The organism is Candidatus Tumulicola sp., from assembly GCA_036490475.1.
Lineage (GTDB): Bacteria > Vulcanimicrobiota > Vulcanimicrobiia > Vulcanimicrobiales > Vulcanimicrobiaceae > Tumulicola.
On sequence record DASXDT010000003.1, the window covers coordinates 1 to 1538 of the forward strand.

The window sequence follows — 1538 nt, forward strand, 5'->3', positions numbered from 1 at the left end:
CGAACGGGACGCGTCTTCGTTCCGTTGCGCGGGATCTTCGAACGGCTCGGGGCCAGCGTGGTGTACCAGAATCGTGAGATCAACTCGACGAAGGGCAGCACCAACGTTTCGCTGAGCATCGGCTCGCGCCAAGCGATGGTGAACGGTCAACCGCAGATCCTCGATGTCGCGCCGTTCATCGTCGGGGCAACGACGTACGTGCCGTTGCGGTTCATCGCGCAATCGCTCGGAGCCGTCGTCGATTACAACGGCGCGGCCCGGCTCGTAGCAATTAGCGTACCCGGGACGCGGCCGCCGCCGCAACCGCCGTTGCCGCCCAACGCTCCGCCCGAACGTGGCGTTTATCTGCGAGACCGCCAACCTGCGTCCGGCGTATCCATCGGCAATCGCTTCACGCGGATTGGCGCACGGTTCTCTCACCCCGTCGATGCCGAAAGCGTGCGGGTCGAGATCGACGGCCGCGACATCACGTCGCACAGCGATGTGACGCCGAGCGGTTTTTCCTACGCGCCTCCCGCCGCGCTCGAGTTCGGAACACACACCGTGCGGGTCGACGGCGTCGATCGCGAAGGGATGCGCTTCACGCACTCGTGGTCCTTCGCGACGTCCCGGCCCGCCCCGCCGCCAGTCAACCCGATCGGACTGCGGGATCAAAAACCCTCGCCGAACGCAATCGTCGACGATCGCTTTGCGCAAATCTCCGCCAGGTTCATACCGGTGCTTAACTCTGTGCTCGTGCGGGTTTTTCTGGACAATAGCGACATCACGTCGCGCAGCGGCGTGTGGGGTGGCGGCTTCAGCTATAAGCCGCTGGCGCCGCTCGAGTTCGGGACGCACACGGTTCGTGTAACCAACCGCGTAGGTGGCGTATCGTTCGATCGTTCGTGGTCGTTCACGACGACCCGCACGGCGGAGAATCCGGTACAGCTGCGCGAGCAACGGCCTTCACCTGGTTCGAATATCGAAAATAGCTCCCCGGAAATTGCCGCGACCTTCACGCCGCGCGCCCAAGCGGCTAGCGTGCACGTCCGGCTGGACGGAAACGAAATCACGTCTCGTGCCGGCGTATGGACGGGCGGCTTCTCCTATAAGCCTCCGGCGCCGCTGGAGTTTGGCACGCATACCGTGCGCGTCAACGGACGCGGCGAGGGAGGCTCGACGTTCGATCGTTCTTGGTCTTTCACGACGGTCCGTACTCCGGAGAACCCCGTTCAACTGCGCGATCAGCGCCCCCAGCCGGAGGCCACGACTGAAAATCGTTTCGTTGAGATCTCGGCAAGGTTCGCACCGCAAGTTGACGGCGCGAGCGTTCGCGTGGCTTTGGACGGAAACGACATCACCTCGCGAAGCGGCGTTTCGCCCGACCGGTTTTCGTACAAGCCGCCGGCGCCGCTCGAATTCGGTTCGCACACCGTTCGCGTAACGGGACGCGGGCGATCCGGTTCTCAGTTCGATCGGTCGTGGTCCTTCACGGTGCGTCGCGCCGCGCCGAATCCGATCACGCTGACGATTCGCTTGCCCGACGAGAACGAGACGAT

General features: G+C 64.0%; 1 protein-coding gene. It reads left to right on the plus strand.

Going from position 1 to position 1538, the window contains the following annotated elements:
- A partial coding sequence (locus VGF98_02835) for a copper amine oxidase N-terminal domain-containing protein (protein ID HEY1680561.1) occupies window positions 1-1538 on the plus strand: 1538 nt, incomplete at both ends.